The sequence below is a fragment of the Gordonia sp. SMJS1 genome (genome assembly GCF_029866425.1).
Lineage (GTDB): Bacteria > Actinomycetota > Actinomycetes > Mycobacteriales > Mycobacteriaceae > Gordonia > Gordonia hongkongensis.
Map to the genome: position 1 here is coordinate 5,189,059 of NZ_CP123381.1, position 17,730 is coordinate 5,206,788.

Here is a 17,730-nt window from a genome sequence, read left to right on the forward strand (position 1 = left end):
TCACGGGCGACTTTGACCGCGGAGGTATGCGACGACGTTGTCGCGATAGTCGAGAAAACCCTTGTAGGCGGCGATGTCCTCGCCGAGCGTCTCGATGACGGTCGCCAATTGACCGGCCCACTCGGGTATGCGCTTCACGTCCTCGAGCGAGGCCATGAATGTCCGGATATTGAACGTCACCGCACCCGACATCGGCAACCGGACGAAGTGTTCCAGCTCGATGCGCAGTCGCGCGCGACCGAAATCGCCGTCGGCGATCATGCCCGCGACGTCGGCCGCCCACTCCGGCAGCTCCTCGAGGCTGACGTCGAGTTTGTGGGAGTCCGACGCCGACAGCGTCCAGTTCACCCTGCGGTACACCTGGTCTGCGGGTAGCCTCCGCAGGAACTGTTCGGCGCGGGCGACGATGCCTTCGCGGAGCATGCGGGGAACGGGCGCGTGGATCTCGTACATGTCCATCCCGACGTCGAAGGACACCGACCACGCGGCGGCGAAGGTGACCACGCCGGCGTCGAAGTACAGGTGCCCGTCGCGTTCGGTGACGAGCAGCAGGTCGTCGGGTACCTCACGCGCCAGGAATTCCATGGGGCCGTAGGGAAGGGTGGCCGGATCACCCAGGACGAACTCCTGATCCGTACCCAGAAGCCGGTTGCACCAACGGAATCGACCGTCAGCGTGTTCGGTGAGCTCCATCGCCGCGGGGTAGGCGTGACCGAGATCGCGCAGGTAGTACAACAGCAGATCCCAGGAGGCCAGTTCCATCCCCGGGCGCACACGGACGCGTGTCGGATCGGCGTCGAGGATCCGCCGTCGCTCGGCCATGATCTCCGGATACTCGGCGCCGCCGAGATCGACGAGGTGCCTGCCCCATTCGCCGGCCCGGGTCGGACGCGGGATGCGTGCCGGTTCGACGTTCACGCTGTAGGAGAACTCCTCCATTTCGTCCGGAAACGGCCACGGCAGGTTCGCCAGGTGGTCGACCCGACGGGTCGGGAACGATTCGATGCTCACAGGTCCACCTCGATGTCCTGACCGCGCGAGACACAACACAGCATGGCGTCGCCCACGGTCTTCTCGTCGTCGGTCAGTACGAAGTCGCGGTGCTCGATTCGGCCGCTTCGCACCGGGATTCGGCATTCGCCGCACACGCCTTGGCGGCACAGACTCGGCACCGGGACGCCGTTGTCGAGCAACCGCTGCAGCAGCGACACACCCGGTGGCACGTCGATGCGGAGGCCCGAAGACGCCACCGTCACGGTGAAGGGATCGCCGGGATCCTGTTCGGGGGCGGTGAAACGTTCGAGATGTACTCGCGCGCTGGGCCATCCGGCGTCCTCCGCGAGCCGCGTGTACGCCTCCAGGAGTGACGTGGGACCACAGGCATAGGCGTGCGTTCCGAGCGGCTGCGCCCGCAATCGCTCAGCGATCACCCGCATGGTGGCCGCGGCCCCGGACACCTCGTGCAGCGTCACGGAGGGTTGCATGGCGAGCGCCCGCAGGTCCTCGGTGTGCGCACCGCATCCACGCCGATAGGAGTAGACGATGTCGGCCCGACGCCCGTCCCGAGCGAGGGCACGGGCGTGCGACAGCACCGGAGTGACCCCGATTCCGCCCGCGATCAGCAATGCGCCGCGCTGATCGAGCACCGGCGGGAACATCGAACGCGGACCCTCGATCTCGATGACGGCATCGACGACGAGGTTGTCGTGCAACCAATCCGAACCACCGCCCGCACCACGTCGCAACACCGAGATGCCGTAGCTGGTCGGGTACATCCCGTCGTCGACGAGCGAGTAGGCATTCCGCTGTCCGCCGGCCGAGATGATGAGATGGCTGCCCGGCTGGTACGCGGTCAGGACCGCGTGGGCGTCGTCGACGGGGCCGAACCGGAAATGCGTGACCTCGTCCGTGAGTTGTCGCACGGACATGACACGCATCGGTCGCGGACCGGTGGCATAGGCCGGATGAAGGTGGGCCGGGTACTGCCCTACGGCGACCGCGGTCATTCGTCGCCGCCGACCGCAGAGGCCAGGAAGCTGCCCATCACCGGTGAATGGTGTTCGTGCACCTCGAGATCCCGAGCGCAACCGGGGCACGCGACGACGCCGCCGACAACGGCCTCGGCGCGAAAGGTCTCGCGGCAATGCGCGCAGTAGAGCGGTAGGTCGCGGGTGTGCGTGACATAGCACGACAGTTCGGCCGCCACCGCCCCCGCGTTACGCGCCATGGCGAGTGCCGTCATGACGTCGTACTGCCCGCCGGTGACCAGGACTCGGGTACCGGTGCGGCACTCGTCCAGAGCAGACTGCAACGCCGATCTGTCGACCGCGTCGCCCAGTGAGTCCAGGACCACCAACCGCGTCCCTCCGGCGGCCTCGGCGGCCGCCACCCAGTTCCGTGACACGTGCGCGGCTGCCGGATCGTCGCCGATCGCCACCACGAGGAACGCCGCCCCGGTGGTGTCGACGGCCGGGGGCGAGGCGGGCCACCGCGGCATGCCGGCCCCGGTGGTCTCCTGCGTCGCCGGTGCGGCCGCGCGCAGCCACTGCGCCGCACGATCCCGGAACTTGATGATGCCCTTGTAATCGGCCATGTCACCGGGCAATTCGGCCAACACCTCCGCGGTGCGTCGGCGCCAGACCTCGACGGTGGCGAGTTGCTCGAGCGGAAGCATGTACGTCCGGATGAGGAACATCACCGCACCCGAATCCGGCAGCCGGATGAGGTGTTGCACTTCGACGCGGAGGTGTACCCGCCTGCCGAACTCGTCGTCGGGGACCTGTTGGATGACCTCCCGGTCCGGTCCCCACTTGTGATAGATCTCGGTCGAGACGTCGAGCCTGCGGTCGATCGTCAACGTCCAGTTGGTTCGTCGATACGGCTGATGAGGTTGGAGGCGCTTGAGGAACTCGTGCGCACGGGTGATGACGCCTTCGGGGTGGATGCGCGGCACCGGTCCGTGGATCTCGAGGAAGCTCATCCCGACGTCGAACCCGAAACTCCAATCGGCCGCGAAGGTGACGACCCCGGCATCGACGTGGAGTTGCCCATTGCGCTGATCCAGAAGGGCGATGTCCTCCTGGACCTGAGAGCTGATGTAGCGCAACGGTTCCTCGGGAAGTGACGCCGGGTCACCGTATCGGAAGTGTTGCTCGATCCCGAGGATTTCGTTGTGCCACAACCAGGTGTCGGGTCCGGTCGACGCGAGCCGGAACCCGGGACAGGTCGCGGCGAGCTCACCCATGACGGTCAACATCGCGTCCCACGCGGCCGGGACCATATGCGGCAACACAGCATGGCGGGTGGGATCGGCGGCCAGGATCACCGCGCGCTGATCGATCTCGGTGCGGTACTCCGAATCGATGTCGACAACCGACGTCCCCCACTCGCCGGCCGCCGTGGTCACCGGGGTCCGGGCCGGCTCGACATTCGTGCTGTAACGATAGCGGTCCTCGGGGAACGGGAACGGGAAGCCCGCGAGGAGATCTGGCGCGACCGTCGTCGTCGCTCCGCCCGGGTCGAGAGTGTCTGTCACAGGGGAACCTCCAGGGTGCTGGCGGCCGAAGCGCGCGAGACGCACGGCATGATGGCGTTGCCCGCGTCCTTCTCCTCGGGGGTGAGGTAGAGATCGCGGTGGACCGGGATACCGCCGGCGAGCGGGATGCGGCACTCACCGCACACGCCTTGCCGGCAGAGATTCGGCACGACGATGCCCTCGTTCTCGAGAGCCTCGAGCATGCTCGTCCCCGCCGGTACATCGACCGTCCGCCCGGAAGCGGTCAGCTCCACACGGAAGGGGTCGCCGGCGTCGAGAGCGTCGATCCCGAACCGCTCGAGATGAATCCGCGATTCCGGCCAGCCGGCGTCCACCGCCGCAGCAGTGACCGCGTCGATCATCGCCGCCGGACCGCATACGTACAGGTGGGTACCGATCGGCTGGGTACGCAGGGTCTGTGCGAGGCGATCGGCGAAAGAGTGCCGGTCGGTGAACAGTTCGGCACGGGGTCCGGCGAGTGCGGTGACCTCGTCGAGGTGGGCGGCCGCCGAATCACGGAAGACATACAGCAGTTGCACATCCCGGCGCCAGCGAGCCGCCGACCGAAGGTGGGACATCATCGGCGTGATCCCGATCCCGCCGGCGATCAGGAGATGTTTACGCGCCCGGGCGACCGGAGCGAACGCGCTGCGCGGCAACCCCACCGACACCGTTGCGCCGACCTCGAGTTCGTCGTGCAACCAACGCGATCCGCCCTTGCCGTCATCGAGTCGGAGCACCGAGATCGAGTAGTGCAACGGATGCGCGCCGTCGCCGGTCAGGCTGTAGGCGTTGGTGAAGGCACCCCCGTGCACGACGACGTGACTGCCCGGGATGTAACCGGGCAGCACGTTGCCGCCGGGGTCGGAAAAGGTGATCGCGCGGATGTCTCGGGCGGGGGCGTCGACAGCCGTGACGACGAGTTCCAGCGTCGTCGCGCCGGCTCCGGGACGCACGACGGACTCGGGGCTGCTCATGTCGGCCACTCCGGTGTTCATGAGGGATCCTTCGTGAGGGTGGGTACCTCGCCTGGTCCGGTTCCCGGACAGGCCGACTGGGCGGTCTCGGCGTCGGCCATGAAACCCAGATATTGTCCGGTTCGACGCGAGACGTGGTGGTACACGAGCAGGTCGCGACGGCAACCGACGCACCCGACGATGTCATCGACGGCCGCGGCCGCGCGGGTGACCGATCGGCAGTGTGCGCAGAAGATCTGCACGACCGACTGCGGCGCGGAAGTCACCGGGACGACGGCGATCTCGTCGTCCTCGAGTCCGGCACCGAGCGCGACCGCGCGCAGTGTCAGTGCCGATCCAGGCTCCGCTGCTATCCAGACTCGCACGCCGACAACGGCTTCGGCGAGGGTGCTGCCGAGCTGGGCGGCGACCGAGTCGGTATCCCCGTGGATACGTGTGGTGGCACGCGGAGGTAGTGATGACTCCCAGCGAGCCAGGGTCTCGGCGACATCCCCGACACCGACCAGCACGTACGAGTTGCCGGTCGGTGGGGGCGTCGTCGCCTCGATCGGTACGCCTGGACGTGCCCACGTCGGCACGCTGGAGAAGTCGATCTGCGACATGGCAGCGACTCAGAGGAGGGTGGCGTCGCGCAACCCGGTGTAGAAGGCGAGCGCGTAGTCGGGGGTGCTGAAGTAGATCTTGGACCCCTTCGGGAAGAAGATCGCGTCCTTGGCCTTGGCCACGGTCTTCTGCCCGGTCTCCCTGTTCTCCAGGAGGAACTCGCCTTCGAGCACGACCTTCATCTTGTCGTATTCGTACTCGTAGTACAGCGGCTCGTCGGTGTGGCGCAGCTCGAAGTACCCGCTGCACATGGGGCTTCCGTCCGGGTTCTCGTAGACGTCTCCGATGAAGCCCTCGGTGCCCGGGTACTCCGCCTCGGGCATCTTCGGCAGATCCTCGTATCCGCCGCTGGTCACGCGGAACTCCAGGGCCTTGGCACTCTCGATGGTCACGATGCTCCTTCACAGGTTCGATCTGGGCGTACTCGCGGGCGGCGGTACGTCGACGACATCCGGGGTCCGCGACCCATCGGCGCGACTCCCCGTAGTGGACTTTGTCCCCTGTTATGAAACAAGCGTCGTGTTTCGTAGGTGTGACGGCACTGTAATGGCGTGCTACGGAACCGGCCCGTCCCGGACAGGGTGATCGGTCGGGCACGCAGACATCGACCCGCAGGTGCGCACCGTTTCGGCCCCTGGTCGGTCGGGTACCGCGGTCGGCAAGCCGGTTCCGCCGCATGCGAGCGACCCGGCCCAGGCGCCCGGTTGAGAACCCAGCCGGGCGCCGTCTCATGACTCGACTCCGCGGGCCTGCTCGGCACGACTGCGACCGCGCCGCAACGTGATTCGCGATCAGTGTTGCACCTTCGACCAGACTCTGACAACATACGTTCTCAGTTTGATCGGAGGGATCAATGGGCCATCGGCGTCAGTGGGTGACGGTTGCCGGCGCAACCAGCACGACAGGTCGTGCACGAAGTGCGCGCGATGTCGGCGGAGTGCCTGACATGCGACCCACGTGTACCTCGAACCCGGACGCCTGGTTCCCAGAGCAGGCCGCCGGTGCCCGGAGCCTGGCCAATCGGCACGCTGTCGACGGGTGCGTCCGCTGTCCGATCCGTTCGCGCTGCGCCCGCCTCGCCCTCGACGATCCGACTCACCTGACCGGGATCTGGGCGGGTGTCTACGTGCCGCCGCCGGGCAACCAGCACCGGGCCCGTACCCATGCACTGAATCGACTGCAATCCATCGGCTTTCCGCACGCGCACCCGAACGAAGAGCACCGGACGACGGCCTGACCCGACGATGCGGTGGCACTCGCACACGACATCGGCCCGGGTGCGGCGACTACCTGAGAGGTAGTGGCTCTCACGATGTCTGACGCCGACACTAGGATCACGACGATCCGCAGAGGAGGTGTCCGATGACCGACCGACCGACCGCCGTCGGCAGAAGACCCGCTGCTCTCCTCGCGCCCACGGGCTCGAGTCCGCGGTGGCTGACCGCGGTCATGCGGTGCGACCGCGCCCTGTCCTCGTGGTTCATCGGGGCGGGCTTCTTCTTCGCGCCGGTCTCGTTGATCCTCGACCCGTGGCCTGCCGCTGTCGTGATCGCCTGGGTGGCGATCTCGGTGTCCGGGCTATGGCTCGGTCTGCTCGGCGTCTTCATGGCCGCCGGCTTGGCGCAGGTGCTGCGCGCCGGCGACGAGATCCCCGACGAGTTCTGGTCCGGTCTGCTGGATTACCGGACCCGGTGAGCCGGCCGGGCCGACGGTCGAGCGGCTAGGCCGACTCGGCGGCCCGGGCCGCCGGCGCACCCGTTCGGCCACGGACGAGCGCGGCCGCTGCGATGAGCACGAGTGACAGGCAGGCCGCGACGACGAAGGCCAGGTGAATGCCGTCGGCCCCCGCCTGCAGCGGCTTCACCCCGTCGTCGATGGCCGACTGTGTACCCCGGGACATCAGCGTGATGAACAGCGCGGTGCCTGCCGCTCCCGCGACCTGCTGGATGGTGCTGACGGTCGCGCTGCCGTGCGAGTACAGCTCGGGACTCAGCAATCCCAGCGCTGAGGTCATGAGCGGCGTCAGACCGAAAGCGATACCAGCACTGAGGATCACGTGAGCCGCGATCACCATGCCCAACGACGACCCGGCGTCGAGCGTGGTGAGCAGCCACGTGCCGGCACTGACGGCCAAGGTGCCCGGTAGCACCAGTGGTCGTGCACCGACCTTGTCGAACAATGCACCGACGAAGGGCGCCAGCAGACCCATCACCAGGCCACCGGGCAGGAGCACGAGGCCGGTGGTCAGGACGTCCTTGCCCATCACGTTCTGTAGGAAAAGGGGAAGCAGGATGAGCGCGCCGAAGAGCGTCAGCATGAACCCGGCCATCAGCACGACGGCCAAGCGGAACGGTGCGATCGCGAAGGTCCGCAGGTCGAGCAGTGCCAAGCCGCGGTCGGCGAGTTTGAGCTGTCGCACGACGAACAACGCGAGCGCGACGGCGCCGATGACGAGTGGCACCCACGGTGGGATCGGGGCGTGCCCACCCGCCGACTCCCCGATGCTGCTGAGACCGTAGACGACACCGCCGAAGCCGAGAGCCGACAACGGGACCGAGATGAGGTCGAGCTGCGCGGGCCGACGTTCGGTGACGTTGCGGACGAACACCCCGCCGAGGATCAGCGCACCGATCGCGATGGGCAGCACGATCCAGAACATGGCTCGCCAACTGAGGGATTGCAGGATCAGGCCGGACACCGTCGGACCGACGGCCGGCGCGACGGCGATGACGATGGAGACCAGTCCCATCGTGCGGCCACGATTCTGCTCCGGGACGACGTTCAGGATCGTCGTCATCAGCAGCGGGACCATGAGCGCGGTGCCGGACGCCTGCACCACGCGGGCGACGATCAGGAGTTCGAAGCCCGGCGCGAGGGCGGCGGCGAGGGTGCCGATCGTGAACAACGTCATCGCCGCGATGTAGATCGACCGCAGGGTGAATCGCTGCATCGGTAGCCGGTGATCGGGATGACGATCGCCATCGTCAGCAGGAACCCGCTGGTGAGCCATTGCGCGGTGGCGGCGGTGATCTCGAGGTCGGCCATCAGGGTGGGCAATGCGACGCTCAGGATCGTCTCGTTCAGGATCACCACGAAGGCCGCGACCAGCAGGACCCCGATGAGCAGCACGGCGCTGCGATCCGTGCCGGTGTCGGTGCGGTTGTCGGTGCCCGGGAGGGCGGCGTTCTCGGTCACTGTCGTTCTCTCATCGCTGTGGGGGTCCGGGTCGATCACACGGCGACGCTACCGGAAAGTGGCAGCGCCTGCCAGAGTGGCACCGACTGACATATCGGCGGGTCGACCGCTAGTCTCGACCCATGCCGGAACCCTCCGAGACCGGCGGGTTGCGGGCCCGCCGTCGAGATGCGACGCGCCTGGAGATCCACGAGGCCGCAGTGGAACTGTTCGAGCGCAACGGATTCGACGAGACGACGGTCGACGAGATCGCCGCTGCCGCCGGGGTCTCACCGCGCACGTTCTTCCGGTACTTCCCGACCAAGGAAGAGTGCGTGCTCTTCGACCGCTTCGGTTTCGACCAGGCACTCGACGACCATCTGGCCGGCATCGACCCCGATGCCCTGTCGCTCGCCGACATCGAGGGCGTCTACCGGCAGCTCCTGGAGGGGTTCGGTGATCGCAGCGACGACGTGTCCGCCCATTTCATGCGCGTGCAGAAACTCGTACTCGCGACACCCACCCTGAGCCGTGCCGCCCTCGGCCGCTACGCCGACAAGTCACGCCGACGGCCCGAGGCCCTCGGCGACCGCAGCTCGGCTCGGACGCGGGGCCAGCTCCGGATGATCCTGGAGATCGCCAATCTCGAGGTGCAGTGCGCCTTCGAGGAGTGGGTAGAGATCAACGAGCGTCCCGGGTCGTCGGGGACGCCCCGGCCGCTGGTGGACGTCTACGACGACGTGTGCCGTCGGATGCGGGAGCTCTAGTCGAGCCAGTCGAGCACCGACGCCGCGGTCCAGCTCTGCTGCATGCTGCCGAGCGGCTCCCCGGTGAACGGCTCGTAGTACTCGGCAAACGTCCCGTCGGTGGCTTGGCGAAGCCCTTCCTCGCGCAGGCGCGCCGACCGCTCGGTCCAGCCACGGCGGGCGAACGCCCAGCTGAAGAGCCAGGTCATCACCGGCCAGACGGGCCCGCGCCAGTACTCGCGCGGGCGGAAGTCGGCCGAGATCGGTGACGTCGACGGCGGGACCGCATACCGCAGATCCGGGTGGCCGCAGTACCGCGGACCGTCGAAGAGTCGCAGCAGCGCGCGTTCGCGGTCCCGGGAGAGGCCGCCGCACAGCAGCGGCGCGAACACCGCGATCGTCTCGGTGTTGATCCACGAGTTGGCTCGCAGGTCGAAATCCCTTGCGGCACCGTTCCGGTCGTTGGCGGCGGACACGACCCCGGCCCGGAATCGATCGGCCCACGCGCGGAGATCTCGGACATCCGACCGCGGTTTGGAGTAGTCCTCACCGATCGTCGCCAATACATCGCAGGCGACGGCGAAGATGGCGGAGACGAAGACGTCCTCGACGGCGAAGCTCATCACCTTCGGGAGCAGCGCGTCGTCGTAATTGGCGCGCTTCATCTGTTCGACCAGCCAGATGTAACGGTCGTACTCGAGGTCGGTGGGCCGCATCGAGAAATCGTCGACGTGATCGAGGTCGGCGCGCTGGTAAGGCGGAAGGTCGACCCCGGGGATCACGTTGGCGTACGCGGAATCCCAGCGTGGCGAGTTGTCCATCCCCGACTCCCAGCCGTGGAAGATAGTGATCCGCCCGCGCCCGTTGGGGTCTCGCGCGTGTGCCAGCCACCGGTGCCACCGCACCAGCGAACTCCATCGCCGGTCGATGAACTCGTTGGCGACGGCGCGCGTGGTGCGACCGTGGCGTCGGGAGTGGTCGAGGATCCGCTGCACCGCGATCGCATGCACCGGCGGCTGGGTGATACCGGACGTGTCGGGGAAGTCGGGCGCGCACTCGGCGAGGCGGGCGCACTCCCAGCGAGCCGGCCCCGGGAAGTAGCCGTCGCGGCCGTTCGCGAAGACGATGTGCGGAATCATCCCGTTGCGCCACTGCGCCGACAGCAGGGTGTCCATCTCGATGACGGCCCGCTCCACCGACAACGGCGCGAGACCGACCGTGACGAACGCCGCATCCCAGCTCCACATGTGCGGATACAACTTGGGCGCAGCGCTTGTCATCGTGCCCAGGTCATTGCCTCGAAGCAGGTACGCGGCACGTGCCGACAGCTGCGTTGGGGTGAATCCGTACCGGGCCACGTCGACGATTGTGCCCCGCGACGTCGGCGTCTGCTCATCGAGCCCGACGGGGCTGCCGCCCACGAATTCGCAGTAGGGTCGAGAGGTGCCCACCGCGTTGATCACCGGGGCGAGCCGCGGCCTCGGAGCCGAGATCGCCCGCCAGCTCGCGCCGACCCACGACCTCCTGCTCGGCGGACGCCCCTCCCCCGAACTCGATCGGCTGGCGACCGAACTCGACGGCGCGAGCACCTTCGCTGCCGATCTGACCGACTACGACGAGGTCGAGGCCGCCGTGGAGGCGATCACCGAACTCGACGTCCTCGTCCACAATGCGGGGGTGTCCAGCAGCCTCGAGCCCGTCGGCGAGACCCCCGTCGAGGAATGGCGTCATGTCCTCGAGGTGAATGTCGTCGCCGCTGCCGAACTGACGCGGTTGCTGCTCCCCGCGTTACGAGCGGCCGCCGGCCACGTCGTGTTCATCAACTCGGGCGCGGGACGTCGGGTCAACCCCGGATGGACCCCCTATGCAGCAAGCAAGTTCGCGGCGCGAGCGCTCGCCGACGGGTTGCGTGTCGAGGAACCGACCCTCCGGGTGACGTCCGTCTTCCCCGGCCGCATCGACACCGACATGCAGCGCGACATCGTCGCCATCGAAGGAGACGAGTACGACGGGTCGCGGTTCCTGCGTCCCGCGACCGTCGCCCGAGCAGTCGTGCACGCCATCTCCACCCCGGCCGACGCCCACCCCGAAGAAATCGTGCTGAGGCCGACGGGGCGGGGCTGACCCTTCCTGAGCGTCCGTATTCTCTGCTCCCTGAGGTGCGAGCGAAGCGAGCCACGAAGGGCCCGCAAGACGTCTGGGGGATCGCTAGAAACCGCCGTCCACCAGGCCCTTCGTGGCTCGTCGCTTGCGCTCCTCGCACCTCAGGGAGCAAGGCTGACGCGCCCTCCGCAAGCTCCGGGCTCTGTCAGGAGCGGAGGGATCGCGGTCAGAGCTGTTTGAGATCCGACTGCTGCCAGACCGCGCGCATCGTCGACACCTTGCCCTCGGCGTCGAAGACCATGATGTCGACGGGGGTGATCTCGAAGGCGAGTCCGGCGGTCTTGGTGACCAGGGTGAACTCGAAGACCGCGGTGTCGCCGGCGATCTTCTTCCACTTGAGCGTCGCGGTGCGCTCGTCCATACCGGTGATCACCGAGTAGAACTCCACCAGCTGCTCGCGGGTGTCGCGGATGTCCGCGCCGATGGGGTCTTCGACGGTCGCGTCCGCGGCGTAGAGGTCGGCGATCTGCTCTGCGGTACCCGAGTTGAGCAGCTCGATATAGGCGTCGACGGCCGCGTCGATCTTCTCCGCGAGCCCGGCTTGTTCCACGGTCATGAATCCTCCAGAAAAGTAGAACGTGTTCTAATTCGGCACGGTAGCACGGCGTCCGTCAACCGGTGGATGATTTCGGTGCCCGGTCGGAGTTGTTTGATACGTTCGCCGCACAGTTTCCCCGCGTGCGGAAAGGCCGGTGCACCTCTCGATGACCGAGCCGCCGCGCGTACCTCCACCACCGTCCGGCGAGCCCCCGTGGCAGCCGCCCGTCGTCTCCGACGAGTGGAGCCCGGTGCCAGATGCGGGACCGCCGCAGGGTCCACCCACACCGCGGCCGCCTACCGTGCCCGGACCGCAGCCGCAATGGGGTTCGGCGATGTCGACCCCACCTGGCTCGAGTGCTCCCCTTCCGGGGAACGGGTGGGCGGGGTGGATGCCGCCACGACGGCCGACGCCCGTCAGCGCACTGCTGCAACAGATCTTCTCGACCACGTTCGCGGCACCGCGTGTCTTCCTGGGCCTCGTCGGCGTGAGCTGGGGCGCGGCGGCGGCACCAGTCGCGCTCATCACCTGGTGGCTGGTGAGCGCCGAACCGACCCTCGACGACCCGGACGACTGGGCGAGCCTGGCACCGGTCACCGCGTTCGTCCTCACTGTCTTTGCGCAGTGGGCCGTCATGACGGGCGCACTCAGCGGTCTCGCCGCCCGTCCCCTGGCCCGCCTGCGCGCCGGGTCCGTACCGACGCTCGACGACGCCCTGCGCGCGGGTCGCCGGTCCCTCGCCCGACTGTCGGGGTGGACCGCCCTCCTGGGACTCGCCGTCGCGGCGGCGTTCACCCCGGGCATCGCACTCCTCGGTCTGGGAGTCAGCTCCGACGGAATCGTACTGATCGCCGGGAGTCTCCTCCTCTTCCTCGTCGCGCTCATCCCGGTGACGTGGCTGCTGGTACGCACGGTGTTCACGGCGCCTGCGATCGTGGTCGACGGCCTCTCCGTGCGAGGCGCGATCGCCCGCTCGGGGTCGTTGTCGGCGGAGCGGTTCTGGCGGACCTTCGGCATCCTGGCGGTCATGGTCGTGCTGGCGTGGGTCGCGATGACGACGATGATGTACCCCTTCGATCTTCTCGGATCGATCGCCGGCGTGTGGTTCGCCGACGGGGACGCCCGTGGCACCGAGACCGTCGTCGCGGTGATTGGCATCGTCGTGGCGTCGATGGTCGTGCAACCGGTACTGACCGTCGTCCCGGCCGTCCTCTACGACGATGCACGCGCCGAGGCGGCCCCGACGCCGTTCTTCTCCGGACAGGGCGACCGGTGATCGGAGTTCTCGCTGCGCCATTGGACCCCGGCAACGACGAAGCACGCCGGTGGGCCGAGGAGGAGCTGTCCGACTCCGAGTATCAACCGCCCGAACCGTCGTGGTTCGACCGCTTCGGTGAGCGGCTCTGGGAGTGGATCGCCGACAACGTCTTCAGCTGGTTCGGCGGCTCCGACACCCTTCGGGGCATCGTGATCGTCGTGGCGATCGCCCTCGTCCTCGGGCTCGTCGTCGCGGTCGTCCGGCATCTCCGACGCAACCCACGAATTCCTCGCACCAGCGCTGGCCCGCCAACGGGGTCGGTGCTGACAGGTCCGGCCCGGTCCGCGGCCGACTTCCGGTCCGACGCCGACGCCGCCTTCGCCGCAGGCCGGTACGACGAGTGCGTGCTCGCCGCCGTGCGTGCCGTGGCCCGTCGCGGTATCGAGCGCGGCCTGCTGGCCGATGAGCCGTCCCTGACCGCCCACGAGGTCGCTGTCGACCTCGGACCCCGCTTTCCCACCTACGACTCCGGATTGCAGACGGCGACAGACATGTTCGACGCCATCGCCTACGGCGACCGACACGCATCGGCCGAATCCGCGCGCGCGGTCCTCGACATCGAGCGCGGGGTCTCGTCCGCACGGCCGGTCGACGAGGACTCGGTCCGGTCGAGGCGACTGGCGGTGCCCCGATGACCGACACCGTGCAGGCGACGCCACCCGGACCCGTCTCGTCGACGCCGATGCGACCGGCGCCCGGGAAGAGCAAGACGCCGGCGTGGATCTGGGTGACCATCGTGCTGGTGGTGGTCGTCGTGGTCGCCGGCGTCGGACTCCTCGGTGTCACGGCACTCACCGGGGTGCAGGGCACGCCCGGTCCCGGCGTCAGCTACGACCCCGACAACGCCCAGCCCACCGGATCGCGCGCTCTCGCTCAGATCCTCGACGACCACGGGACCGACCTCCGGCAGGTGCGCGGCCTCGCGGAGTTCACCGACGCCCCACGTCCCGGCCGCGGGACCACGGTGGTGGCGAGCTCGACCTCATCGCTCAATCCCGGTACGACACAACAGTTCCGAGAGCGCGTGCAGGACGCCGACCGCGTGATCCTGATCGCGCCGGACACCACCGTGCTCACCGCGCTCGACCTGCCCGTCACGTCCGGTTACGGCGCCGGCCCGGCAGCGGTCCCCGCGGGTTGCCGCACGCCCGGCATCGACGAGACCGACGTCGTCGACTTCAGTCCGTTCGGATACTCACCGACCTCGCCCGCGGCCACGGCCTGCTTCACGTCCGACGGGACATCGAATCTGGTCGTGGTCCCCCGCACCGCCGACCGTCCCGAATTCGTCGTCATCAGTGGCACAATGCTCACCAACGAGCACCTGGCACAGCAGGACAACGCCGGCGTCGCCGTGCGGATATTCGCGAGGTCCGACGAGATCCTCTGGTACGTGCCCTTCTTCACCGATCAAGTCGCGACCGAGGAGGAGGAGTCCGACATCCCGGCCGCGGTCGGGCCGCTGATCGTGTTGACCGTCTTCGCGGTTCTGGCCCTGATGTTGTGGCGGGGCCGGCGATTCGGCTCGCTGGTCACCGAGCCGCTCCCGGCGGTCGTCAAGGCGGTCGAGACCACCCGGGCGCGGGGCCGGATGTACCACCGCGCCCGTGCCGACGCGCGCGCCGCGGCGGCGCTGCGCATCCACACGCTGGGTTCGCTGGCGTCGTATCTGGGACTTCCGTTCGACGCCGCCCGTGCCACCGACGCACTGTCGCGACCCGACTGGGACACCGTCGTCGCGTCGACCGAGAACTCGGACCCGATGGTGTCGGCGATCGTCCTCGCCGTGGTGGGGGCTACGCACCGTGATCTGGGCGAGGTCCGGTCGCTGCTGTCCGGTCCGCTCCCCACCACCGACACCCAGCTCGTGCATTTCACCGCCGAACTGACCAACCTCGAGAAGGAAGTCCGACACACGCCATGACCGTCGACCCGTCGCGCAACCCAGGCCCCGGTCCGTTCGCCCCGGACGCATACTCACACGCGGACCCGTTCGCCAAGGCACCGGCCGGGCCACCACCGGACCACACCGACCACCGACCCGGCGGAGGGCCGAACCGCGCCCGCGATGCACTCGGGGCCGTCCGCGGCGAGGTCGGGAAGGCCGTCGTCGGCCAGGACCCGGCGGTGGCGGGCATCCTGATCGCGCTGCTCTGCCGTGGACACATCCTGCTCGAAGGCGTTCCCGGCGTCGCCAAGACGCTGCTCGTCCGGTCGGTGGCGGCCGCGCTCGACGTCGAGACCAAGCGCGTGCAGTTCACGCCTGACCTCATGCCCGGTGATGTCACCGGCTCGCTCGTGTTCGATTCCGCCAGCTCCGAATTCACGTTCCGCGAGGGACCGGTGTTCACCAATCTCTTGCTGGCGGACGAGATCAACCGCACGCCGCCGAAGACCCAGGCATCGTTGCTCGAGGCGATGGAGGAGCGACAGGTCACCGTCGACGGGGATCCCCGACCGCTGCCGAGCCCGTTCCTCGTCGCGGCGACGCAGAACCCGGTCGAGTACGAGGGCACCTACCCGTTGCCCGAAGCCCAGCTCGACCGCTTCCTGCTGAAGGTCACCCTGCCGCTCCCCCCTCGCGACGACGAGATCACCGTCCTGACGCGGCACGCATCCGGATTCGATCCGCGGGATCTGTCCGCCGCCGGCCTCCGTCCGGTCGCCTCGGCCGCCGACATCGAGACCGGCGCCGAGCAGGTCCGCCGGGTGACGGTCGCCCCGCAGGTCACCGCCTACATCGTCGACATCGCCCGGGCCACCCGATTCTCGCCGTCACTGGCCCTCGGCGTCAGTCCACGCGGCGCCACCGCATTGCTCGGCACGAGCCGGGCATGGGCGTGGCTGAACGGCCGCGACTTCGTAACCCCCGACGACGTGCAGGCGCTCGCCCAGTCGACGCTCGCGCACCGCCTCTCGTTGCGCCCAGAGGCCGAACTCGAAGGAGTGTCGGTGGGTTCGGTGCTCGACGCCGCGATCAACTCGGTGCCCGTCCCCCGCTGATGTTCCTCACGGGCCGCTTTCTGATCCTGGTGCTGCTCGGTGCGGTGCCCATCCTGATATGGCCGAACTACTTCGTGCCCGTGCTGTGGGCGCTGTTCTGTGTCCTGGTCGTGTGCCTCGACATCGCGCTGGCAGGGTCCACGAAATCGATCACCATGTCGCGGTCGGGACCCGGCCCGATCCGGCTCGGCCAGAGCACGACGTGTTCGATCGCGGTCACCAACCACGGCTCTCAGACGTTCCGCGGAGTGCTGCGCGACGGCTGGCAGCCGTCGGCGGGTGCCTCGTCGAACACCCACCGCGTCAGCATCCCCCGCGCGGAGACCCGCTCGGTGACAACGACTCTCACCCCCACCCGACGCGGTGACCGACTCGCGGTCCGAGTCGCCGTCCGTCGGGTGGGTCCCCTCGGCATCGCCGGACGCCAGCGGTCGGTGCCGCTGCCGGGCCGTGTCCGCGCACTCCCGCCCTTCGACTCGCGGCGGTTGCTGCCGTCACGGTTGGCCCACCTGCGTCAGCTCGACGGTCGGTCGGCGGTGCGCGTACGTGGTCAGGGAACCGAATTCGATTCCCTGCGTGACTATGTCGAGGGTGACGATGTCCGCAGCATCGACTGGCGGGCCACCGCCCGGCGTCGTTCGACCGTGGTGCGGACTTGGCAGCCGGAGAAGGATCGGCACATCGTCATCGTCCTGGACACATCTCGGACGTCGGCCGGGCGGGTGGGCGACACCCCGCGCCTCGACGCCGCGATGGACGCCGCGTTGCTGCTGGCCGCGCTCGCGTCGCACGCCGGCGATCGGGTCGATCTCATCGCCGGTGACCGCCGGGTCCATCGACGGGTGGTCGGTGTCGGCCGCACCATGCTGCTCAACAGCCTCGTCACCGCAATGGCCGACCTCCAACCCGCTCTCCTGGAGGCGGATTGGCCCCTGCTCGGTGCCGAGGTCGCCAAGATCGGGCGGCAGCGCGCGCTGCTGGTCCTGCTCACACCCCTCGAACCCGCAGCTGTCGAGGAGTCGCTGCTGCCCCCGCTGGCAGTGCTGGCGCAGCGCTACAAGGTCATCATCGGCTCCGTCGCCGACCCCGCCCTCGACGCCATGCTCACCAAGCGCGCCGACGCCGCGCAAATCTACGATGCGGCGGCCGCGGCACGCACACTCACCCTGCGGGACCGAACCGCCACCGCGGTGGGCCGGCTCGGCGTCGACGTGGTGGATGCCCCACCGGACAAGCTGGCCGCCAAGCTCGCCGATCACTATCTGTTACTCAAGTCGCGAGGGTTGCTCTGACCGGCGCGATTGATGGTCTTCGTCATGACAGTGACTGCTCGACAATCGTTTTCAATCTTGTGTATGCCGGCGGCGCCGACCACGCGAGGTGTCTCCGCTGGCACCGGTGTCGTTGCATTCCCACAGCTGTGTCGCGCGTCGCCCGAGACGTTGTGAAGTTGGTCTTGACAGACAGCCTTCATCCTCTGCTCTCGAGGCGAGACGACGGACACCGACAGTCGAGAGCAACCGGCACGCTCCGCTACCACCTGCACAGTCACTCGTTGCTGCTTTTCGCGTCCGATGCATCACTATGTTCCCGACACTGACCATGATCACGAACATCTTGCTGGCATGGCATTCGAGGAGCCGATCGATCACAGCTTCGGCGCGACGCGGACG

Annotated in this window: 19 protein-coding genes; 9 read left to right on the forward strand and 10 right to left on the reverse strand. The window is 68.2% G+C overall.

Annotated elements, in window-relative coordinates:
• Genes QAD21_RS23415 through QAD21_RS23440 form a run of 6 tightly spaced genes read right to left on the reverse strand, consistent with a single transcriptional unit; the run spans nucleotide 1 to nucleotide 5,507 of the window.
• A complete protein-coding gene (locus QAD21_RS23415) occupies nucleotides 1-1,011 on the reverse strand; it encodes a DUF3445 domain-containing protein (protein ID WP_165629345.1) in 1,011 nt (336 codons plus the stop codon).
• Entirely contained in the window at nucleotides 1,008-2,006 is a 999-nt protein-coding gene (locus tag QAD21_RS23420; protein ID WP_065631121.1) for a PDR/VanB family oxidoreductase, read from the reverse strand. Before QAD21_RS23420 ends, QAD21_RS23415 begins: the two co-directional genes overlap by 4 nt.
• Nucleotides 2,003-3,535, reverse strand: coding sequence for a DUF3445 domain-containing protein (locus QAD21_RS23425; protein ID WP_205333785.1), 1,533 nt, complete (start codon nucleotides 3,533-3,535; stop codon nucleotides 2,003-2,005). Before QAD21_RS23425 ends, QAD21_RS23420 begins: the two co-directional genes overlap by 4 nt.
• Nucleotides 3,532-4,533: a PDR/VanB family oxidoreductase gene (locus QAD21_RS23430; protein ID WP_205333784.1), complete on the reverse strand. Its 1,002-nt coding sequence runs from the start codon at nucleotides 4,531-4,533 to the stop codon at nucleotides 3,532-3,534. Before QAD21_RS23430 ends, QAD21_RS23425 begins: the two co-directional genes overlap by 4 nt.
• On the reverse strand, nucleotides 4,530-5,114 hold the full coding sequence (locus QAD21_RS23435) for a dimethylamine monooxygenase subunit DmmA family protein (RefSeq protein WP_159371727.1): 585 nt from the start codon (nucleotides 5,112-5,114) through the stop codon (nucleotides 4,530-4,532). Before QAD21_RS23435 ends, QAD21_RS23430 begins: the two co-directional genes overlap by 4 nt.
• A 9-nt stretch (nucleotides 5,115-5,123) precedes the next feature.
• On the reverse strand, nucleotides 5,124-5,507 hold the full coding sequence (locus QAD21_RS23440; protein ID WP_205333783.1) for an ethanolamine utilization protein: 384 nt from the start codon (nucleotides 5,505-5,507) through the stop codon (nucleotides 5,124-5,126).
• A gap of 554 nt (nucleotides 5,508-6,061) precedes the next feature.
• Here QAD21_RS23440 and QAD21_RS23445 point away from each other — a divergent pair.
• Complete coding sequence (locus QAD21_RS23445; RefSeq protein ID WP_137809188.1) at nucleotides 6,062-6,352, forward strand: WhiB family transcriptional regulator; 291 nt, start codon at nucleotides 6,062-6,064, stop codon at nucleotides 6,350-6,352.
• A 125-nt stretch (nucleotides 6,353-6,477) separates the two neighbouring features.
• A complete protein-coding gene (locus tag QAD21_RS23450; protein WP_205333782.1) occupies nucleotides 6,478-6,810 on the forward strand; it encodes a hypothetical protein in 333 nt (110 codons plus the stop codon).
• A 25-nt stretch (nucleotides 6,811-6,835) separates the two neighbouring features.
• Here the strand turns inward: QAD21_RS23450 and QAD21_RS23455 are convergent, their stop codons facing one another.
• Entirely contained in the window at nucleotides 6,836-8,065 is a 1,230-nt protein-coding gene (locus QAD21_RS23455; protein ID WP_307814779.1) for a DHA2 family efflux MFS transporter permease subunit, read from the reverse strand.
• Complete coding sequence (locus tag QAD21_RS25425; RefSeq protein WP_307814778.1) at nucleotides 8,023-8,310, reverse strand: MFS transporter; 288 nt, start codon at nucleotides 8,308-8,310, stop codon at nucleotides 8,023-8,025. The genes QAD21_RS23455 and QAD21_RS25425 overlap by 43 nt, the downstream gene beginning before the upstream one ends.
• A 122-nt stretch (nucleotides 8,311-8,432) precedes the next feature.
• Here QAD21_RS25425 and QAD21_RS23460 point away from each other — a divergent pair, with 122 nt between their 5' ends.
• Nucleotides 8,433-9,056, forward strand: a complete 624-nt coding sequence (locus QAD21_RS23460; RefSeq protein ID WP_065631127.1) for a TetR family transcriptional regulator — start codon at nucleotides 8,433-8,435, stop codon at nucleotides 9,054-9,056.
• Here the strand turns inward: QAD21_RS23460 and QAD21_RS23465 are convergent.
• Nucleotides 9,053-10,393 (reverse strand): hypothetical protein, encoded by a 1,341-nt coding sequence (locus QAD21_RS23465; protein ID WP_058252975.1) that lies wholly within the window; start codon nucleotides 10,391-10,393, stop codon nucleotides 9,053-9,055. The two genes, QAD21_RS23460 and QAD21_RS23465, sit on opposite strands and share 4 nt — an antisense overlap.
• Nucleotides 10,394-10,478: 85 nt before the next feature.
• Here QAD21_RS23465 and QAD21_RS23470 point away from each other — a divergent pair, with 85 nt between their 5' ends.
• Nucleotides 10,479-11,159 (forward strand): SDR family oxidoreductase, encoded by a 681-nt coding sequence (locus QAD21_RS23470; protein WP_205333781.1) that lies wholly within the window; start codon nucleotides 10,479-10,481, stop codon nucleotides 11,157-11,159.
• 205 nt (nucleotides 11,160-11,364) lie between these two features.
• On the opposite strand, the gene QAD21_RS23475 is transcribed toward QAD21_RS23470, so the two are convergent.
• Nucleotides 11,365-11,754, reverse strand: coding sequence for a nuclear transport factor 2 family protein (locus tag QAD21_RS23475; protein WP_064572124.1), 390 nt, complete (start codon nucleotides 11,752-11,754; stop codon nucleotides 11,365-11,367).
• Nucleotides 11,755-12,070: 316 nt separating this feature from the next.
• Here QAD21_RS23475 and QAD21_RS23480 point away from each other — a divergent pair, with 316 nt between their 5' ends.
• From QAD21_RS23480 to QAD21_RS23500, 5 genes are read left to right on the forward strand one after another with little or no spacing between them, the layout of a single operon-like run.
• Nucleotides 12,071-13,012 carry a hypothetical protein gene (locus tag QAD21_RS23480; protein ID WP_240199020.1) on the forward strand — a complete coding sequence of 314 codons (942 nt, stop codon included), beginning with the start codon at nucleotides 12,071-12,073 and terminating at the stop codon, nucleotides 13,010-13,012.
• A complete protein-coding gene (locus QAD21_RS23485; protein WP_159371734.1) occupies nucleotides 13,009-13,689 on the forward strand; it encodes a DUF4129 domain-containing protein in 681 nt (226 codons plus the stop codon). The genes QAD21_RS23480 and QAD21_RS23485 overlap by 4 nt, the downstream gene beginning before the upstream one ends.
• Complete coding sequence (locus QAD21_RS23490; RefSeq protein ID WP_280360315.1) at nucleotides 13,686-14,978, forward strand: DUF4350 domain-containing protein; 1,293 nt, start codon at nucleotides 13,686-13,688, stop codon at nucleotides 14,976-14,978. Before QAD21_RS23485 ends, QAD21_RS23490 begins: the two co-directional genes overlap by 4 nt.
• A complete protein-coding gene (locus QAD21_RS23495; RefSeq protein WP_280360316.1) occupies nucleotides 14,975-16,057 on the forward strand; it encodes a MoxR family ATPase in 1,083 nt (360 codons plus the stop codon). The genes QAD21_RS23490 and QAD21_RS23495 overlap by 4 nt, the downstream gene beginning before the upstream one ends.
• On the forward strand, nucleotides 16,057-17,349 hold the full coding sequence (locus tag QAD21_RS23500) for a DUF58 domain-containing protein (RefSeq protein WP_165629339.1): 1,293 nt from the start codon (nucleotides 16,057-16,059) through the stop codon (nucleotides 17,347-17,349). Before QAD21_RS23495 ends, QAD21_RS23500 begins: the two co-directional genes overlap by 1 nt.
• Nucleotides 17,350-17,730: the final 381 nt, after the last annotated feature.

What these genes read in the sequence shown, in the direction of transcription:
- QAD21_RS23420 (WP_065631121.1), bottom strand. Translation starts at nt 2,006, where the DNA reads ATGACCGCGGTCGCCGTAGGGCAGTACCCGGCCCACCTTCATCCGGCC.
- QAD21_RS23430 (WP_205333784.1), bottom strand. Translation starts at nt 4,533, where the DNA reads ATGAACACCGGAGTGGCCGACATGAGCAGCCCCGAGTCCGTCGTGCGT.
- QAD21_RS23435 (WP_159371727.1), bottom strand. Translation starts at nt 5,114, where the DNA reads ATGTCGCAGATCGACTTCTCCAGCGTGCCGACGTGGGCACGTCCAGGC.
- QAD21_RS23445 (WP_137809188.1), top strand. Translation starts at nt 6,062, where the DNA reads ATGCGACCCACGTGTACCTCGAACCCGGACGCCTGGTTCCCAGAGCAG.
- QAD21_RS23450 (WP_205333782.1), top strand. Translation starts at nt 6,478, where the DNA reads ATGACCGACCGACCGACCGCCGTCGGCAGAAGACCCGCTGCTCTCCTC.
- QAD21_RS23455 (WP_307814779.1), bottom strand. Translation starts at nt 8,065, where the DNA reads ATGCAGCGATTCACCCTGCGGTCGATCTACATCGCGGCGATGACGTTG.
- QAD21_RS23460 (WP_065631127.1), top strand. Translation starts at nt 8,433, where the DNA reads ATGCCGGAACCCTCCGAGACCGGCGGGTTGCGGGCCCGCCGTCGAGAT.
- QAD21_RS23475 (WP_064572124.1), bottom strand. Translation starts at nt 11,754, where the DNA reads ATGACCGTGGAACAAGCCGGGCTCGCGGAGAAGATCGACGCGGCCGTC.
- QAD21_RS23480 (WP_240199020.1), top strand. Translation starts at nt 12,071, where the DNA reads ATGTCGACCCCACCTGGCTCGAGTGCTCCCCTTCCGGGGAACGGGTGG.
- QAD21_RS23490 (WP_280360315.1), top strand. Translation starts at nt 13,686, where the DNA reads ATGACCGACACCGTGCAGGCGACGCCACCCGGACCCGTCTCGTCGACG.
- QAD21_RS23495 (WP_280360316.1), top strand. Translation starts at nt 14,975, where the DNA reads ATGACCGTCGACCCGTCGCGCAACCCAGGCCCCGGTCCGTTCGCCCCG.
- QAD21_RS23500 (WP_165629339.1), top strand. Translation starts at nt 16,057, where the DNA reads ATGTTCCTCACGGGCCGCTTTCTGATCCTGGTGCTGCTCGGTGCGGTG.